Consider the following 18,121-nt stretch of genomic DNA (forward strand, 5'->3'; position numbering starts at 1 on the left):
AAAGTGGACAGCGGACCGGATCCTGTGTCCCAAAAAAGGGACAGTGGAACCGACCCCGTGTCCCACCATCAAACAAAGAGGAGAGGATATATATGATTACAGCAGCGTTAATTGGAGCTGGAAGTAGAGGGTTACATGCGTATGGTTCATATGCTTTGAAATATCCACATGAGTTATCTTTTGTTGCGGTAGCTGAACCAAATCGGGAGAAGGGAGCGAAATTTGCAGCTCTTCATCAGATAAATGATACGATGGTGTTTGATGCGTGGGAGGAGATGTTGGAGAAAGAAAAGTTTTGTGATGCATTATTAATTTGTTCACCTGATCGCTTTCATTATAAACCTGTCATTCAAGCGATTAAAAAAGGATATAATATTTTACTTGAGAAACCAATGTCACCTAATCCACAAGAAACATTAGAGATTGCCAAGCTAGCTACCGAACATAATGTTCTTTTAAGTGTCTGTCATGTGTTACGGTATGCCCCATTTTATCAGGAATTGAAATCAATTATCGATCAAAAAGTAATCGGAGATATTGTATCCATTCAATGGAATGAGCATGTTGGCTACTACCACCAGGCACATAGCTTTGTCAGAGGAAATTGGGGGAATAGTCAGCAATCGAGTCCGATGATATTGCAAAAATGCTGTCATGATTTGGATCTTTTGCAATGGATTATTGGTTCAGAATGTCAGAGTGTATCTTCCTATGGAAATTTAACCCATTTTACAAGTGAGAATGCTCCAGAAGGCTCCACCTTAAGGTGTTTAGACGGCTGTAAGGTGGAGAAAGAATGCCCATACTCAGCGATGAAATGGTATTTGCATGACAGAGATGAATGGCCAGCGAATGTAGTTTCAGTTCATCCAAGCATTGATAGTAGATTAAAGGCCCTTCAAGAAGGTCCGTATGGTAGATGTGTGTACCACTGTGACAATGATGTGGTTGATCATCAGGTTATTAACCTTTTATTTGAAAAAGATGTAACAGTGTCATTTACGATGACCGCTTTTACGAAGGAAATTTGCCGTTCATTTAGAATTATGGGAACGAAGGGCGAAATTGAAGGCAATGATGCTCGAAATGAATTAAAGATTCAACATTTCTCTGGAAAGACCGAGGTAATTATTCCTGAATCAGTAGCTGGTGGTCATATGGGAGCAGATACGAGTATTATGAGAGATTTTATTGAACGTGTAGCAAAGAAGGAAAAAGAAAGTCTAACCTCCGCAATTGTTTCTGCTCATAGTCATTTAATGGCTTTTGCTGCAGAGGAATCGCGTCTGTCTGGAAAAACTGTGAACTTTCAGGAATATGTTACAAATTTAACGAAGGAAACACAAGAATCAAAATAGTCTATAGAAGATGATATTTTTTTCAACTTTTCGTACAATATGAGTAAGAATGGAAAGTAAAAGGAGAAAAATATGATAGAAAAGGATAATCGAGTCCCCCTTTATTACCAACTAATGGATATTCTTATGGGGAAAATAGAACAGGGGGAGCTGAAGGAGCATGACCGGCTACCCTCAGAGCGTGAGTTATGTGAACAATATAATGTCAGTCGAACAACTGTACGACAAACAATGCAAGAGCTTGAAAAAGAAGGTCTTATTTATAAAGAGCATGGAAAGGGGACTTTTGTCTCACCAAAAGTAATCAATCAAAGTCTTGTCCAATTTTATAGTTTTACCGAAGAAATGAAAAAGATCGGAAAAAATCCATCTTCTATCGTTCTCGATTTTCAAACGGTGCCTTGTGAAGGAAAAGTGGCAAAAAACATGGATCTATCAGTTGGTGAATTAGTCTTTAGAATTACTAGATTACGACTTGCTGATGGAGTGCCTATGATGTATGAAACATCATTCCTTCCTGTAAAACGATTTCCTGATCTAACGAAGGAGGATCTGGAGCAAGCACCTATGTATACTCTATTTCGCGACAAATATCAAGCAATCATTACAAGAGCAAATGAGCGTTTTAAAGCTGTAACAACGACAGAAGATGAAGCCAAACGATTGAAAATGAGCACCGATGAACCAAGTCTTTTAATTGAAAGGGTAACATTTGAAGGTACGAATGTGATTGAGTATACAGTATCCATTGCAAGAGGAGATAAGTTTTCATACTCGGTAGAATTAAAGTAGAGGTAACTCTACTTTTTTAAGATGAAAATCATGACTTTTTCATTTTAAATAATAGGAAGAAAGGGGGAGGAAGTATGGGATATCGCGCGTGTTTTGATATTGGGGGGACCTTTATTAAGTTTGCGGTCGTTTCTGAAGCAGGTGAGTTATTTTTACAAGGAAAAACGGAAACACCAACGAAGGATGTAACAATGTATATTCCTCAAATACTGAGTGAGAAGGTGGCGTATTTTCGAGAATACTACTCAATTGAAAGTATTGGGATTTCCTCCTGTGGTATTGTAGACCACAATAAAGGTGTGATTCTGTTCTCTGCCAATATCGAAGGATATTCAGGCTTCCCTTTGGCACATAAAATTTCAGAATTTACTGGATTGTCTGTTTCAGTTGAAAATGATGTAAGAAGTGCTTGCCTTGGTGAAATGTGGCTTGGGGCTGCTAAAGGCAAAGAAAATGTTGTTCTATTGACACTAGGAACTGGAGTAGGAGGCGCAATCATCCAAAATGGTCGTCTCGTTTCAGGAGCAGGAAATTTGGCTGGTGAGCTCGGTCATATGAGCATTATTCATAATGGGGAAAACTGTCCTTGCGGAGGCAAGGGATGCTTTGAACGCTATGCGTCAACCTCTGCTCTCATTCGTTATTATCAGACCATTGTTGGCCAAGAAGAGAGTATCGATGGTAAAGAAATTATGAGCAAAATCAAACAGGGAGAAACAGCTGCCATTAAAGCTTACCAGGAGTTTATCGATTACTTGTCAACCGGGCTAGTAAATATCGCCCACCTTTTTAATCCTGAATGTATTATTATTGGTGGGGGGATTACCGAACAAGGCGAATCATTCATCAATGAAGTAAATTCGAAATATAAAGAAAAGGTTATGCCACTTTATCGTGAATCAACAAAGATTGTTTTGGCAGAGTTACATAATGACGCAGCACTGTATGGGGCGTTTGTTCATGCGGGGAATTTTGTGAAAAAGTAATATTGTAGAAGTGAAAGGCGGTGTTTTGATACGTTACATCAACAAGCATTTCTGTTTTTATTTTGTTAAAAGAAAAAAAATAAAAACAGAATGAGGAATGCATAATGATTTATGAACTACAAATAGAAAATTATCAATTGATTAAGCCATTACTAGCAGAGTACCCTGTTAATCCTGTCATAGGCGGTGTGATAGAGGGGAATAATCTTGGCAGAATTTTTGTCGACCATCCACAGAACCCGTCATCTGCATTGGTTTGGGCAAAAAATGAAATGTTCTATTTAATCGGAAATAGTGATAATGAGTTATTTAATTCGTCGTTGGAAAGTTTAATCTTTTGTCAGATTAAACCTGAGGCATTGGCAATCGGTGATGACTGTTTTAATTTGGAGCTTTACCCCTTTTCAAAATGGGAAAGAATAATACCACGTATCTTTACCCATTCATTATCTATTGGAGAAAGAGTACCTTTTGAATTTGATTACGACCGATATATAAGTAGGGAGCTGGATAAAAAGGTTTTACCTGATGGATATCAATGTCAAATTATTACTGAGGAACTCATTAAGATAGATATCAATCATGTAATGAAGAAAGAAATCTTAAAGTTTTGGGATTCCGTAGATTCCTTCTTTAATAAAGGAATCGGAGTTGTCATAACTAAAGAGAGAGAAATCATAGGTACATGTCTTTCCGTTTTTGTTAGTGGATCCGATTTTGAAATTGGCATCAATGTTTATCAAACGGAGCATCGTGGCAAAGGGCTGGCTACCTACATGGCAGAAAGATTTTTAGAAATATGCCTAGAAAAAGGTGGCAGGCCACATTGGACGACGGAAAATTTTCGTAGCGATTCAATAGCCATTGCAAATAAACTTGGCTTTAGACAACTACCTAATTATCGAATGTTTTTTCTTCCTTTTTAAAAGGATAACTTACTCCATTTTGCGCGTGCCAAAAGTGTATAAGTTCGTGCCAAATCCTATCATTTTACGCGAATATGCCCTAGTTTCGTGCGAATCGTTCTAAAGGCCATAACTTTTTTGTGAATCCAAAAATAAATCACCCCGAATCGTTTTGATTCGGGGTGAAACGATTAATCTATTTCACATTTAATGCTAATTGAATCATTAGCTCAATCGCTGTTGGAATGGCATCCTCATCAATATCGAATTTAGGGTGGTGATGTGGGTACTGACTTTTTTCACTCTGCATTCCTACATTTATAAACGCACCTGTTTTTTCTTTTAAATAATAGGAGTAATCCTCTGCACCTAAAGTTGGATCCATTTTCTCAAAAACATCTTCACCAAAGGTATCGTCGATTACCTTTTTAGCAAATTCACATGCTTCAGGATGGTTATATAATGGTGGAGTTCCTTCAATAAATGTATAGTGTCCTTTTGCACCGAAGCTTGCACATAGGGATTCCGTTAATTGAGCAGTTTTTTTATGCATTAGTTCTGCTGCCTCGAATGTCATTGCACGAATCGTTCCTTGAAGTTTTACTTCTGAAGGAATGACATTATAGGAGTTTCCAGCCTGCATTCCTCCGAAGGAAATGACCCCTGCTTGTAATGGATGTAAATTTCTGCTAACAACTGATTGGAATCCTTGAATTAAATGAGTGGCAATATAGATAGGATCCACCGCATCCTGTGGTTGCCCACCATGACCACCAACACCTTCAATCGTAATATCAAAATCATCACTTGACGCCATTGCAAATCCTGTAGCAAAGCCAATCTTTCCAATTGGTAAATTTGCCATCAAATGAATGCCATAAATGACATCGACCCCATCTAAAATTCCCTCTTCAACAAGCTGTTTAGCTCCACTTGGCGAAGCTTCCTCTGAGCTTTGAAAAATGAAGACGATATTGTTTTTTACTAATTGTGGATGGCTGCTCATCCATTTAGCAACAGCAAGTAAAATAGCTGTGTGACCATCATGACCACAGCCATGCATGACACCAGGAACAGTAGAGATATAAGGCTTATCTCCTTCTTCATAAAGGGGAAGGGCATCCATATCAGCTCTAAGTGCGACTGTTTTATTCCCCTCTGTCCCTTTGAAATAAGCCACTACATTAGGTGCTGAAAAACGAGAATCTACTGGAATACCGAATTCTGCAAGTTTCTCTTTTACATAAGCAGCTGTTTTATACTCCTGTCCAGATAACTCGGGATGCATATGAAAATGACGACGTTGTTGAATTGTCCAAGCTTTTAATTCTTCGTTTACTAATTTTGTTTGTAACATGATGTACCCTCCAATAATAGATTGATAGATTAAAATGGACCATACTGAATGGCTTGTGCGATCAGTAAGAAAATAATACTAATGATAATTTCGATTAAAATAAATGGCAGTACCCATTTAAACCATTTCGTAAAAGGAATTCCCGCAATTGCAAGACCTGCAACTAGTACACCTGCAGTTGGGAAAATAGAGTTTGTAATGCCATCGCCTAGCTGAAAAGCTAAAACTGCTGTCTGTCTAGTGACACCTACAAGATCAGATAAAGGTGCCATAATCGGCATCGTTAAAGCTGCTTGTCCACTTCCTGAAGGAACAAGGAAGTTTAGAAAGAGTTGCACGAAGAACATGCCAACTGCATTCAATGCTGGTGTTAAGTGACTTAATAGGGAAGATGCATAATACAAAACGGAATCCATTAATTTTCCATCCTGCACAACGACAAGTATGGCTTGCGCGAAACCAATAATTAGGGCACCACCAATTACTTCCTTTGCTCCATCCATGAAACTATCCGCCATTTTGCTTGGATTCAATTTACCGATAAACCCAATTAAGATCCCGAATAGAAGGAATAGACCTGCAATTTCAGTTATATACCAGCCAAATTTTAAAACACCAATGATTAAAACTACGAAGTTAAGTAAGAAAACCGCTAGTACCCATTTATGACGAGTTTCCAGCTTTGTATCTGTTGAGACGATTTTTTTGTTCGTTTCAAAGTTTCCAAGATAACGTAGTTCAGGATTCGCTTTTACTTTTTTAGCATAGCGATAAACAAAAAGTACTCCTGCAATATAGAAAGTTGCAAGCAAGATTAAACGAAGGCCGATTCCAGAGAAAGTTGGCAATTCAGCTATACTTTGTGCAATACCGATATTAAATGGATTCATAATGGCACTCATGAAACCTATATTCGCACCTAATGATACAATGGCAAATCCGACAATTGCATCAAATCCTAAAGCAATGGCTAACGGTGTAATAATGGCGATGTAAATAATTGTTTCCTCGGCCATCCCCATTAATGTACCACCTGCAGCAAAGAAGAGCATGAGTACAGGGATAAGCAATAATTCACGATTACCAAGCTTTCTCGTAATGGTTAAAATCAAAGCATCTAGTGCACCAGTTGCTTTAAGAATACCAAATGCACCCCCAACCATTAACACAAAAAAGATAATTCCTGCTCCTTGTACCATTCCTGTATGGATACTTGTAAAAATATTAAAAAAGCCTACAGGAGAAGAATCTGTGAAATGAAAGGAATCCGGAACAACTAAAGTACGCCCATCCTTATCCACTCGATCATACTCCCCAGCTGGGACAATATAAGTCAAAATAGTAGAAATGATAATCACACAAAAAATAAGAACGAATGCATTAATATTCTTCACTTGCTTCTTTTTACTATTAATAGATGATGGCTGTTGATCTTGAAGTAGTGATTTAGACATCTTGTAAACTCCTTTTGTATTTTTAATTAGTAGATTGTATTTTTATTCACCTAGTTTAATATATATTCATTTTTTATTCAAGAACTATTTTGAAAAAGGGACAGAGGGTCGGTTCTTCTGTCCCACTGGGACAAAAGAACCGACCCCTTGTCCCTTTTCATGTTATAATAATGACAGAGTTTTCAATATAGTGAAAAAAGGAGTGTTAATTGATGATTTCTTTTCCGAAGCCTGATGTCGAACAGTTTTTGCGAACATTTGCGATTGGGGATTTTGCTGTTAGTCCTGATGAGAAGCAGCTAGTGTTTAGTACGAATTTAAGTGGTAAGTATAATTTGTGGGCGATGGATTTGCCAAAGACTTTTCCATATCCACTAACATTTATTGATCAAAGCTGTCAAGGACTGTTGTACGATAAACAAGGGAGATTCATTATTGCAGGATTTGATCAGGACGGAGATGAAAACACTCAATTTTATGGGCTTCCACTACAAGGTGGAACGATGAAAGAGATTGTGTATCAAGAGAATACTAGAAATTTCATGCCGATTTTATCGGAGAATGGAAAAAAGCTTTATTATACATCTTCGAAGGATAACCCAATGTGTTTAAGTTCATATTGCCTTGATTTAGATTCCGGTCAAGAAACGAAGGTTATAGAGGGGAGAGACGCTGCTACTTATCTACTCGATTTTAGTCCGGACGAATCGACTTTTCTCTATTATAAGCATTTTGCTAATACGCATACTCTAGTATTCGCCAAACACGGAGATGAAGAGATTCGATTAACACCACCAACTGAAAAGCAACATACTGTAAGCGATGCTGTATTTGTCTCAAATGATTTAGTCTATTTACTGACTGATTATGAGTCTGATTTTACGTATCTTGCTTCTTATGATCTTAAGACGAGAACCTTTTTAAAAATCAAAAGTCTGGAAAAAGAAAGCTTAAGATCATTAAAATATAATAAATCTCAGCAAACATTATATATAAGCAGTGAAAAAGGTGTAGACGACTTTTTGTATGAATATCGTTTACAGGATGGGAATTGGTATAAAGTTTCTACCCCATGCAGTGTAATTGAAAAACTGGTTGTATCAAAAGCTGGGACATTATACTTATTAGGTAGAAGTGCCACAACACCACATAATATTTATAAACGAGAAGAAAATGAATGGGTTTCTTTAACAAAATATACCGTGCCAGGAGTAGCCCCTGAAGAGTTAGTTGATCCGGATGTCATTACATATCGGTCTTTCGATGACTTAGAAATCGAAGCGTTATTCTTTAAAGCAAAAAAAGAAAATGACAATGGAGAAATTATTTTTTGGCCACATGGTGGACCACAAGCAGCGGAACGGAAATTTTTTCGAGCGTCCTTCCAATTTTTCCTAAACCAAGGATTTAGTATTTTTGCACCTAATTTCCGTGGCTCAACAGGATATGGATTAGCGTTTACGAAAATGGTAGAAGGAGATTGGGGGAACGGTCCTCGTCTTGACAATGTGGCTGGCTTAGATTGGTTGATTGAAAATGGATATGTGGAAAAAGGAAATATCCTTTTAATGGGGGGAAGCTTCGGTGGATATATGTCGCTTCTATTGCATGGGCGACATGCAGATTATTTTAAAGCAGTCGTTGATATTTTCGGACCATCTGATCTTTTCTCCTTTATCAATTCAGTACCTGACGATTGGAAACCAGTGATGGATCAATGGGTTGGGAATCCTGAAAGAGATAAGGAAAAGCTAATTGAGTATTCACCAATTACGTATTTAGATGGGATGACTAAGCCGATGCTTGTCATTCAAGGTGCTAATGATCCGCGTGTTGTTCAACAAGAATCGGACCAGATTGTTGCCGCGTTAAGGGAAAAGGGAAGAGAAGTTGAATATATGCTTTTAACTGACGAAGGGCATGGTTTCTCGAAAAAAGAAAATGAAATTGCAGTATATCAAAGAATTCTGTCATTTTTTAATCAATTCATTGGCTCTAAGGTAAAAGGTTAAACGTAACAAAAAGGACTAATGTACTAGTCCTTTTTGTTTTTAGGTGAAAAGAACTACGAAAGTGTACTTTTTTGATAGGAATATTATGCTACAATGAATAGGAATGAAATAGTAGCGGAGGAAAATTATGATTATAGAAAATGGTAATGGGCTAATGCCAAACAATGGGATGTATGTTCGCTCCAATACAGGTGGAGACACAAATTCATGGAAAATGATTTTTGGAGACGAGGCTCGGAAGGTTAATCCGCTTTTTGATGTAAATGTTAGTAGAAATAATCTCATTTTAGAGTCTATTCAATCAAATGATTGGTCAAAATATAATGAATTCGAAGCTAAACAGCACCCCGCTTGGTATGAGGAAGTTGATGGGAAACAAGTTCCTAATAAAATTTATTATGGTAATTTAATCGAATCAAAATTAAAAGCTCTACAAGAAGCTAAAATGTCAGAAGATCAATCCGTAGTTAAAAGCTGGGAAAATAATCTTCAGGAAGCAATAAAGGATTTTAAAAATGCTCCTGGTATTGTTCCTTATGTTATTGGATTAAACAGTAATTCTGATTTAGCAGCTACCTATGGGGTAGAAGAGCCGGATGATTCCTATTTCAACAGTCCATACAATTCCGCTTTAGTGAACAGTCAAGGCAAGTTTGAAGATAATATGTGGTACGATAATCCTATCTTCAAAGAAGATACAGAGTTGAAAACACATGTAGAGAATTTAGTAGAAGGTACTTTTCCGACATCAAAGGATCCAAAGGAACTAGCAAAACCAACGGTAAATACTACAAATACAGATACAGACACATCATCCTTTGATATTCAAGCTGCATTTCTACGTAAATTGACAAACATCCAACAAGCAATAAAGCCTAATATTCAAGATGTAATGGATAAATATAAGTATGCGTAAGGGACGAAGGGGTGGATCTCATGTCCCAACTAGGACAGGAGATCCGGTCCGGTGTCCTGATATTAATTAAGATCTATATGAATAAGTGCAGGGCGTTTTGTTTTTGAACCTTTTTTATAAGTGATAAAGGCATTTTTATTATTCCATTGTTGATATTTTTGAGCTGTTCCATAGGTTACTTCTAGATCAATATATTGACCATTAATCAATACTTCAATAGAGGAAGAATCATTTGCTCCGATGATCTTTCCGGAAAATTGCTCGACATTCTCTGCACTAATGAATAAATCTTGCCCTATTAGAACATAGGCATCTTTTAGTTGATTTAGCTCCATTATTTGCTTCACATTCATATTAAAGCGTTTCGCTAAACTGTAAATAGTATCCCCAGGTTGAACCTTATAGGTCACCAACGGTGATGGTAGAGAGCTAATATGATTGGTTGGAACGATTAATTTTTGACCTACAAGTAAGTAATCTGAGTCTAATTTATTGTCTTTTTTTAACTTTTCTAAAGAAATATTATATTTTTTTGCTAAATTCCATAAAGTATCGCCATTTTTGACGATATAAGTAGTAGAGAAATTATTATTTCTCTGATCATTTGTGTTGCCAGGCTCTGTGCCTGGCTTTTTTTTCTCTATTTTTATTGTAAGCTTTTGGCCAGGTATGACTAAATCAGATGCTAGTTTATTATCTGAGATAATTTTCTCAATCGTTGTCTTATATTTTTGTGCAATTTTCCAAAGACTATCGCCAGTCGTAACAGTATAAGTTAGGTTATCACTCTGGCTGACTGCTGTTGGCTGTAAAATATTAAGCTTTTGTCCAGGGATTAATGTTGCGTTCTTTAGTTGATTGTCTTTCATTAGCTTTTCTACTGAAACGCCAAATGTTTTTGATAGGTTCCAAAGACTATCCCCTGACTTGACGGTGTATACCTTTTTGGTCGTTTTGTCAGTAGTAGCAGCTTCAGTTTTGTTCTCTTCTTCTAATTCTACATGCGGGAAATTTCCATTCACGTCTTTAAAAGGGACAATAATTTGTTGGCCAACCTTTAATGAATCGGTTGTTAGACCATTTTTTTGCCTAAGCTGCTCAGCAGTGACCTTATATTGTTTTGCTAATGAATATAAGGTATCCCCTTCTTTAATCGTGTAATAATCAACGCAATCACAAGCCTTTGCATCCTTTGGCTGACTCAATAATGACACGGCTGTTAATGACATGGCCAATGTTGCCCCCATTAACTTTGAATTCCGTTGATGCGCTTTCACTTTTCTGCTCTTTGTTACCCGCTCTTGGCGTGTTTCTAAGATCCTTTCCATTTGTCCTACTAATCCCCCATTTCTCTCTCTATTTTGGTAAAAGGATATAGTACAATCATCCCTAATATAAGATACCCGAAAAGCCCATAATCGACAAATTCCCATAAATACTGACATTTTCATTATTTATCAAACTATTGGCACATATACAATCCGATAATTAAGTCATAGTAACTAGATGGATTTTAATGATAGTAGAAAATGAATATCAATTCAGGGTAGAAAGGTCTAGTTTTGCTTTTGCCAAGAGTACAAATGGCAAAATCATAGGAAAATATCATTATTTTTTTCGAATTTGTGACAGAAATGATGCATTTGTGAAAAACGTAACATTCAAACTATAAAACTGCCAATTTATGGAGTAAATCTATGAAGATTATACATGTTGCTTTGATGGAAACGCTTATTCTATCTACTATTTAATGACATCTCTACTTTAAAACGGAAATAATTTTAATAGAAGGAACATGCAATATAGGAAAAACAAGGGGGTCATAACATAATGTGCCAGTGACACCAGTAAAATAAAAATGTAATATATGTCTACAAGGTCAAGTTGTTCCAATAACTTGCCTGGTCTACTAACAGGCTGGATTTATAGTCATCATACATAATAGATTAAGAGTCTAGCAGAGTTAGTCGCTATCATAGAATTATTATAAGGGAGGAATTTGGTATATGTCTTACCAACCAAAGTCTTACAATAAATTTTTAGCAGGTGCTGCAACAGCAGCAGTAGTTGCTTCAGCAGTAGTTCCAGTTGCAACACATGCAGCAGAAAAAAACTTAACTGATGTTAAAGAAGGTTCTTACTATGCAGAAGCTGTTAACACTTTAGCAGAAGCAGGTGTTATCAAAGGTTACGAAGATGGTACTTTCCGTCCAAATAATCAAGTAACACGTGCAGAAGTTGCAAAAATCATTGCAGTTCAATTAGGACTTGACACTGAAAATGCTGGTACAGCTAACTATAGTGATGCAAAAGGTCACTGGGCTAACACTGGTGGTTACTTAGCAGCTGTTGCTAAAGCAGGAATCATGAAAGGTGATGGCAACGGAACATTCCGTCCTAACGCACCACTAACTCGTGCTGAAATGGCATCAATTGTTGTAAGAGCTTATGACTTACAAGCTAAAGAAGGTTTCGAATCTCAATTCAAAGACCTTAATGCAGGTGGCGCTTGGGCTGCTGACGCTATCAAAACTTTAGAAGCTAACGGATATGCAAACGGTATCGCTAAAGGCCAATTCGGTTCTGCATCAAACGTAAAACGTGCTGATGTAGCAGTATTCCTTTTCCGCGTAGCTAAAGGTGAAGCTGCTCCAACAGTTGAAAGCGTAAGTGCAATCAACAATATCGAAGTAAACGAAGGAGCAGAAACTGTAAACCTTCCTAAAGAAGTAGAAGTAAAACTTTCTAACGGCGAAAAAGCTCAAAAAGCTGTAGAATGGGACAAAAAAGGCTTAGACCTTAACAAGCCAGGCGAATATACTCTAACTGGTGATGTAGCTGATACAGATCTTACTGCTTCTGTTAAAGTTGTAGTTAAAGCTGTTGATCCTGAAGTTACTAGTGTGAGCTCTATCAACGCTACACAAGTTGAAGTAAAATTCAACAAAGCTGTAGATGCTAAAACATTATTTGTAGATGGTGTGAAAGGTGCATTTAAAGCTGGTGTGATTTCTTTCACTTCATTAGATAGTCAAGATGCTGGGAATTTATCTGGTGTTCTAAGTGAAGATGGAAAAACATTAACAGTAACTGCTACAAAAGTTCTTTCAAAGCGTTATGACGTTGTAGTTGAAAATGTAAAAACAAAAGACGATAAAGCAGTTGCTAAATATAGCAAGATGATTACTATTGAAGCTGACAAAACTGCTCCTACTATTTTAGGAACTGAGAGAATCTCCGCTAATAAAGTGAAGATAAAATTCTCTGAACCTGTTCAAAAGTATGATGGTGCAACGCTTAAATATGCAGATGGAACTACTGTGAAAAATACAACAATTAGTGTAGCTGAAGGTGCTACAGAAGTTGTAGTTGACTTATCAGATAGTGCTGTTGAAGTTAATAAACCAATTACAGTTACATTTATTGGTCTTCAAGATAAAGCTGGAAACCTTGTAACTCCATATCCTGCAACTGTTGAAATTGTTAAACAACAAGTAGATGGTGTTAAGCCAGTAGTTTCTTCAGTAAATCAAACTGGGGCTAAAACTTTTAATATTAAATTTTCAAAAGATGTTGTTTTAACATCAACTGCTGGAGTTATTAATAAAAGCAATGTAACTGTATCTAACAATACTGTTTCTTCAATTGAAAAAGTAACAGATAGTGAGTATAAAGTTACTGTTACTAAAAATCTTGATGGTGTTCAAAATGTTACAGTAAACGCTGGCTATACAGATTTTTCAAATCAAGCTGGTGAAACTACAACTAAAGTAGTTACTTTTAGTGTTGATACAGTTGCTCCTAAAGTAACTAGTGCAAAAGTTATTGTTGGTTCTGATAATGCGGAATACCTTGAACTTACTTATGACAAAGATGTTAAAGAAGGTAAACTTGCTATTTCTGGTTCATATGTAAAAGATTATGTAACATCTTCTTTAGCAAGCACTGATGTAGATGCTACTTATGCTTCGAAGGATAGTAAGAATGTTCTACTTGTTAAATTAGCATCATTTGCAACTGAAAAAGGTGCAAACTATAAAGTTGACGCAGTTCAAGCAACAACTGGAGGTGTAGCAAGTCTTTCCGGAGTAGCTCCTGAAAAAGTTTCTACTTCATTTACCCGTGGAGAAGATGGTGCACAACCAAATAATAATAAACTTGCAGCCCCTACAATTGCAGCTGCAACAAATGATACACTTACTGTTACATTTAAAGGTAAAGTAGATGGTGAGTCTGCAACAAATGTTGCAAATTATAAAGTAGATGGTGCTGTAGTTGAATCTGCTACATTAGCATCATATGATGATGAAGCTGATGTTCAAGTTGTTACTTTAAAACTTCAAGAAAACTCTAACGCATTTACTGGGGTTCGTAATATTACAGTAGAAAATGTAAGAGCACTTGGTTCATCAGTAACTATGGATAAGTTTGTTAAAAATGACTTATCTCTTACAGAGAATGTACATCCAACTGTAAAAAAAGCTGAGCTTACAGCTAATAATGAGATTACATTAACTTTCTCTGAAGAAGTTTATGATACAACTAATACAGCTGGTGCGGACTTTGACCTTTATATCGGAGGAACTAAAGCAACTGCTACAAAATTAGCTACTGAAACTGTTGCACAAGATGCAGCAAAAAATACAATTAAGCTAACTATTAGTGGTACTAAGTTAACTGCAGATGACCTTAATAAAGGCTTATCTTTACAAGCAGCAAGTACTCTCGATATCAAAGATACAAACAACAACGCATTAACTGTTACAAATGTATCTGTTGCTCAACAATAAGACTTATTTCAATCATCAAGAAGCAAAGGAAAGATTCCTTTGCTTCTTTTTTATTCGTATACATTATTGCCACGATTCACGTTTCTTCATTCTATGACTTTATATAGTATCATTGCAAAATAACTTGTTAAAACATATACTTAGGAAATATATTAATCAAACATTACTAATGTAAAAAAATCCTCCTAAAAAAGTAGAAGTAATACTAGCTAACGGCGAGAAACAAAGGGAAACAAAGGGACGGTTCTTCTGCTCCCATTTTTAAGTATTGTTTAATAGATGTTGGTAACCGGTCTATTGATTACTCTAACTAAATGATTTAGATGAAATTCATCCCATACTCCTGTGAGTTAGAAGCTTAAATATCAAATTGGAAAAATATAAGTATTTCTGGCTGACCAAATCCTCAAATATTAAAAGACACAGAGAGAAATATTAATTTAAATAATTGCACAATGTGCCTGAATAAAGATTACACACTTCATAGTAATCTTTGGGTTTAGTATTTACAAAATTAGTATGTACATAGCGCTAATGTATAAGAAGCAAAGGAACCGTCCCTCTGCTTCTTTTTTGTACCCCCATACAAAAAATGTACTCATATACAAACAATTTGAAAGCGGTTGCTAACTTTCGGACAACGGAGTAATGTGTAGTTAAAATCATAGTATGGAGGTTATGGGATGAAGACAAAGGCTCGGTCATCTTCTAAGGGGTGGGAGTTTTTTCAGGGGCTTGGTAAGACGTTTATGTTGCCTGTTGCCCTTCTTGCTTTTATGGGGTTGTTGCTTGGGATTGGGAGTTCATTTACTAGTCCGACGACAATTGAAAATCTTCCATTTTTAGATCATAAAGTTATTCAAGTGTTTTTACGGTTTATTTCGATGGTTGGGGGATTCGCGTTTACATACTTACCACTGCTTTTTGCGATGGCGATTCCATTGGGACTAGCTCGTTATGAAAAAGGAGTAGCTGCATTTTCTGGTCTAATTGGGTATGTCATTATGCATTTATCGATTAATTTCTATTTGGTGGAAACAGATAGAATTGCCAATGCAGATGTGATGAGACAGGAAGGTCAGGGGATGGTTCTTGGGATCCAAAGCCTTGAGATGGGAGTATTAGGTGGTATTATTGCTGGTCTTATTGTTTATTTCCTTCATCAGCGTTTTTATAATATTAAGCTACCACAAGCGTTTGCTTTCTTTGGTGGTGCTAGATTTGTACCTATTATTACCGCAATTACATTATCGATTGTAGGTATTATTATACCTATGATTTGGCCGTTTTTCACAATGATTATTAATGGTATAGGTTCCGCGATAAAGGGAGCTGGCGTATTTGGCCCATTCCTATTTGGTGCAGGGGAACGATTACTGCTTCCATTTGGACTTCATCATATATTGGTGGCAATGATCCGTTTTACTGAGGCTGGAGGAACAGCGGTTATTAATGGTGATACTGTTTCGGGTGCTCTTAATATTTTCTATGCTGAATTGAAAAATGGCTCACCAATTAGTGCTTCGGCAACAGCTTTCCTTTCTCAAGGGAAGATGCCTACTTTTATGTTTGGTTTGCCTGCAGTTGCATTAGCAATCTATCATACAGCAAAACCGAAAAATCGTAAAAAGATTAAAGGTCTCCTTATATCGGGAGTCATTGCGACATTCGTGACAGGAATAACCGAACCCATTGAGTTTCTATTCTTGTTCCTTGCACCAGCTTTATATGGAATTCACGTGATATTAACTGGCCTCGGATTTATGGTTATGGCCCTTCTCGGTACAAAAATAGGAAATACGGATGGCGGAATCTTAGATTTTCTAATATTTGGTGTTTTACAAGGGACATATACGAAATGGTATTTAGTTTTAGTTATTGGGGTCATTTGGTTTGCGATTTATTATTCTGTTTTTCGATATGCAATTATCAAGTTTAATCTAAAAACACCAGGACGAGAAATAGAGGAAGAACAAGAAAGTTCAGACTCAGCTACTAGTGAAGCAAATTCCAATTCCGATAATAGTCAAGCAGCAAAATTATTAGATGCTTTAGGTGGTCCAGAAAATATTCAATCCCTAGATAATTGTATTACGAGACTTCGTTTAGTGGTTGATAGTCTGGAGAAAGTCGATGAGACAGCGCTTAAAAAGAATGGTGCATTAGGTGTAATAAAATTAGACGATCATAATATTCAAGTCGTGATTGGAACACATGTTAATCATGTACGCCTGGAAATGGATCATCTCATTGAATCTAAGGGATATAAAATAAGTGGATGAGCATATCTCATCCTTTCTTTTTTCTGTTTACAAAAGATACTACTAGAAACAAATGAGGGATAATATGTCTAACTATTTTGATCAACGTATTAATAGAAAGGGAACATACTGTACTCAATGGGATTATATCCAGGATCGATTTGGTGTAAATGATCTATTACCTTTCTCGATTTCCGATATGGATTTTCAAAGTTCCCCTGAAATATTAGCAGCTCTAAAGGAACGGATGAACCATGGAGTATTCGGATACACTAGATGGAATCATCATGATTTCAAATTTTCGATTACTAATTGGTATAGAACGCGCTTTTCGTCTACAGTAGAAACTGATTGGATCGCCTATGCTCCGAGTGTGATTTATTCAATTGCTAGAATCATTGAATTGGTTACTTCAGAGGACGATCATATTATTTTGCAAACCCCAGCATATGATGCCTTCTTTCCACTGATAAGAGGTTTAAATCGCAAGCTCATCGCCAATCCTCTTACATATACTAATGGTAGATACGAATTGGATTTTTTTGATTTGGAACAAAAGCTAACTCATAAAAAAGCAAAAGTATTACTACTATGTAACCCTCATAATCCAACAGGGAGATTATGGACGAGGCAAGAGTTAAAGGATATTGTTGAGCTTAGTGAGAAGCATCATGTGATGATTATTTCGGATGATATTCATATGGATATTACTTATCGTAATCAAAACTATATTCCGATTACAAGTGTAGCAAGTAATTTGGACAATATCTTTATTTGTTCATCGGCTAGTAAAACGTTTAACACACCTGGTTTAGGCGGCTCCTATTCCATTATTCCAAATGAAACAATAAGGGAACAATTTTTACAGTTACTGAAATATAGAGATGGGGTTTCCAATGCTAGTATTTTTGGAGAGATTGCTATTATAGAAGGATATCGACAATCAGGCTATTGGGTTGATGAGCTTTGTTCATATTTGTATAATAATATGAAAATAGTCAAAAAATTTATAGATGAAGAATTACTAGATCTACATTTTACTATCCCAGAATCTACTTATTTAGCCTGGATTGATTGTTCAAATTTACGCATAACATCAAACGATCTTCAGCAAGCACTTATAAATGAAGGAAAAGTCGGGATTATGTCAGGGGAAGTGTATGGAGAGAATAGAGGGGTCTTTTTAAGGATGAATGTAGGATGTCCTCAAACAAAATTAGTGGAAGGCTTAGAACGTTTAAAGCGTTCGGTACGATCTTTATCCCTTTCCAACCCTTGATGAAATAGAGC

At 36.5% G+C, this 18,121-nt stretch carries 12 protein-coding genes; 9 read left to right on the forward strand and 3 right to left on the reverse strand.

The window, feature by feature from the left end:
* Window positions 1-92 precede the first annotated feature (92 nt).
* The 4 genes from MHI39_RS04770 (at window position 93) to MHI39_RS04785 (ending at window position 4,062) form a co-directional block, all read left to right on the forward strand.
* Window positions 93-1,358, forward strand: coding sequence for a Gfo/Idh/MocA family oxidoreductase (locus MHI39_RS04770; RefSeq protein WP_342540795.1), 1,266 nt, complete (start codon window positions 93-95; stop codon window positions 1,356-1,358).
* A gap of 72 nt (window positions 1,359-1,430) precedes the next feature.
* On the forward strand, window positions 1,431-2,150 hold the full coding sequence (locus MHI39_RS04775) for a GntR family transcriptional regulator (protein ID WP_212944831.1): 720 nt from the start codon (window positions 1,431-1,433) through the stop codon (window positions 2,148-2,150).
* A 74-nt stretch (window positions 2,151-2,224) separates the two neighbouring features.
* Entirely contained in the window at window positions 2,225-3,136 is a 912-nt protein-coding gene (locus tag MHI39_RS04780) for an ROK family protein (RefSeq protein ID WP_212944830.1), read from the forward strand.
* Between the two features lie 104 nt (window positions 3,137-3,240).
* The gene (locus MHI39_RS04785) at window positions 3,241-4,062 is read left to right on the forward strand and encodes a GNAT family N-acetyltransferase (protein WP_342540796.1); all 822 of its coding nucleotides are present in this window, start codon (window positions 3,241-3,243) and stop codon (window positions 4,060-4,062) included.
* Window positions 4,063-4,237: 175 nt separating this feature from the next.
* Here the strand turns inward: MHI39_RS04785 and MHI39_RS04790 are convergent, their stop codons facing one another.
* Window positions 4,238-5,398: an amidohydrolase gene (locus MHI39_RS04790; protein ID WP_259549057.1), complete on the reverse strand. Its 1,161-nt coding sequence runs from the start codon at window positions 5,396-5,398 to the stop codon at window positions 4,238-4,240.
* A gap of 29 nt (window positions 5,399-5,427) precedes the next feature.
* A complete protein-coding gene (locus tag MHI39_RS04795) occupies window positions 5,428-6,852 on the reverse strand; it encodes a YfcC family protein (protein ID WP_259549059.1) in 1,425 nt (474 codons plus the stop codon).
* A 212-nt stretch (window positions 6,853-7,064) separates the two neighbouring features.
* Here MHI39_RS04795 and MHI39_RS04800 point away from each other — a divergent pair, with 212 nt between their 5' ends.
* Both MHI39_RS04800 and MHI39_RS04805 read left to right on the forward strand, forming a co-directional pair.
* The gene (locus tag MHI39_RS04800; protein WP_216386122.1) at window positions 7,065-8,864 is read left to right on the forward strand and encodes a S9 family peptidase; all 1,800 of its coding nucleotides are present in this window, start codon (window positions 7,065-7,067) and stop codon (window positions 8,862-8,864) included.
* Between the two features lie 127 nt (window positions 8,865-8,991).
* Window positions 8,992-9,780, forward strand: coding sequence for a hypothetical protein (locus MHI39_RS04805; protein WP_259549062.1), 789 nt, complete (start codon window positions 8,992-8,994; stop codon window positions 9,778-9,780).
* Window positions 9,781-9,842: 62 nt separating this feature from the next.
* Here MHI39_RS04805 and MHI39_RS04810 read toward each other — a convergent pair whose 3' ends face one another.
* Window positions 9,843-11,108, reverse strand: coding sequence for a LysM peptidoglycan-binding domain-containing protein (locus MHI39_RS04810; protein ID WP_342540797.1), 1,266 nt, complete (start codon window positions 11,106-11,108; stop codon window positions 9,843-9,845).
* A gap of 678 nt (window positions 11,109-11,786) precedes the next feature.
* On the opposite strand from MHI39_RS04810, the gene MHI39_RS04815 reads away from it, so the two are divergent.
* The 3 genes from MHI39_RS04815 to MHI39_RS04825 all read left to right on the forward strand — a co-directional run bounded on the left by MHI39_RS04815 (window position 11,787) and on the right by MHI39_RS04825 (window position 18,110).
* Window positions 11,787-14,570: an S-layer homology domain-containing protein gene (locus tag MHI39_RS04815; RefSeq protein ID WP_342540798.1), complete on the forward strand. Its 2,784-nt coding sequence runs from the start codon at window positions 11,787-11,789 to the stop codon at window positions 14,568-14,570.
* A gap of 683 nt (window positions 14,571-15,253) precedes the next feature.
* Window positions 15,254-16,852 carry a maltose/glucose-specific PTS transporter subunit IIBC gene (gene malX / locus MHI39_RS04820; RefSeq protein WP_180211986.1) on the forward strand — a complete coding sequence of 533 codons (1,599 nt, stop codon included), beginning with the start codon at window positions 15,254-15,256 and terminating at the stop codon, window positions 16,850-16,852.
* Window positions 16,853-16,916: 64 nt separating this feature from the next.
* Entirely contained in the window at window positions 16,917-18,110 is a 1,194-nt protein-coding gene (locus MHI39_RS04825; RefSeq protein ID WP_342540799.1) for a MalY/PatB family protein, read from the forward strand.
* Window positions 18,111-18,121 lie beyond the last annotated feature (11 nt).

It is taken from the genome of Heyndrickxia sp. FSL K6-6286 (assembly GCF_038630395.1).
Classification (GTDB): domain Bacteria; phylum Bacillota; class Bacilli; order Bacillales; family Bacillaceae_C; genus Heyndrickxia; species Heyndrickxia oleronia.

What these genes read in the sequence shown, in the direction of transcription:
- MHI39_RS04825 (WP_342540799.1), top strand. Translation starts at nt 16,917, where the DNA reads ATGTCTAACTATTTTGATCAACGTATTAATAGAAAGGGAACATACTGT.
- MHI39_RS04785 (WP_342540796.1), top strand. Translation starts at nt 3,241, where the DNA reads ATGATTTATGAACTACAAATAGAAAATTATCAATTGATTAAGCCATTA.
- MHI39_RS04770 (WP_342540795.1), top strand. Translation starts at nt 93, where the DNA reads ATGATTACAGCAGCGTTAATTGGAGCTGGAAGTAGAGGGTTACATGCG.
- MHI39_RS04780 (WP_212944830.1), top strand. Translation starts at nt 2,225, where the DNA reads ATGGGATATCGCGCGTGTTTTGATATTGGGGGGACCTTTATTAAGTTT.
- MHI39_RS04815 (WP_342540798.1), top strand. Translation starts at nt 11,787, where the DNA reads ATGTCTTACCAACCAAAGTCTTACAATAAATTTTTAGCAGGTGCTGCA.
- MHI39_RS04810 (WP_342540797.1), bottom strand. Translation starts at nt 11,108, where the DNA reads ATGGAAAGGATCTTAGAAACACGCCAAGAGCGGGTAACAAAGAGCAGA.
- MHI39_RS04795 (WP_259549059.1), bottom strand. Translation starts at nt 6,852, where the DNA reads ATGTCTAAATCACTACTTCAAGATCAACAGCCATCATCTATTAATAGT.
- MHI39_RS04800 (WP_216386122.1), top strand. Translation starts at nt 7,065, where the DNA reads ATGATTTCTTTTCCGAAGCCTGATGTCGAACAGTTTTTGCGAACATTT.
- MHI39_RS04805 (WP_259549062.1), top strand. Translation starts at nt 8,992, where the DNA reads ATGATTATAGAAAATGGTAATGGGCTAATGCCAAACAATGGGATGTAT.
- malX (WP_180211986.1), top strand. Translation starts at nt 15,254, where the DNA reads ATGAAGACAAAGGCTCGGTCATCTTCTAAGGGGTGGGAGTTTTTTCAG.
- MHI39_RS04775 (WP_212944831.1), top strand. Translation starts at nt 1,431, where the DNA reads ATGATAGAAAAGGATAATCGAGTCCCCCTTTATTACCAACTAATGGAT.
- MHI39_RS04790 (WP_259549057.1), bottom strand. Translation starts at nt 5,398, where the DNA reads ATGTTACAAACAAAATTAGTAAACGAAGAATTAAAAGCTTGGACAATT.